Annotated in this window: 1 protein-coding gene; it reads right to left on the bottom strand. The window is 61.9% G+C overall.

The window, feature by feature from the left end:
- On the bottom strand, window positions 1-394 hold a 394-nt coding region (locus HU738_RS25800), incomplete at both ends, for an immunoglobulin-like domain-containing protein (RefSeq protein WP_217871557.1).

The raw sequence follows: 394 nt of genomic DNA, 5'->3' as shown, positions 1-394 counted from the left end.
GCTGACGCTGGTGATGCTGTTGGTGACTGCCGCGTGGCCTTGATAAACGTCATTAGTGACGGCACCCGTGGCGGTACCAGAGCTTTGGCCAACCGGAATGGTGATGGTCTGCCCGTTTGCCAGGCTGACTACGACCGGGCTGCCGGTGACCGGAGCCCCTACTGTGGCGGTGTAAATGATAGTGCCGCCTTCGGCCACGCTTGGCGTCGCCGTCAGCGATACCGTCGTGGTCTCTTGCACATCGGTGACGGTGGTAGAAACCGGTGCCGGGTCGGCAACCAGGTTTTCGTAATTGCCACCGCTGACGTTGGTGATGCTGTTGGTGACTGCCGTGTGGCCTTGATAGACGTCATTGCTGACGGCCCCGGTGGCGGTACCGGAGGACTGCCCGACC

The organism is Pseudomonas vlassakiae (genome assembly GCF_014269035.2).
GTDB classification, from domain to species: Bacteria; Pseudomonadota; Gammaproteobacteria; order Pseudomonadales; family Pseudomonadaceae; genus Aquipseudomonas; species Aquipseudomonas vlassakiae.
The sequence above is the reverse complement of the archived record's forward strand: the minus strand, read 5'-3'. Positions and strand labels throughout refer to the sequence as shown.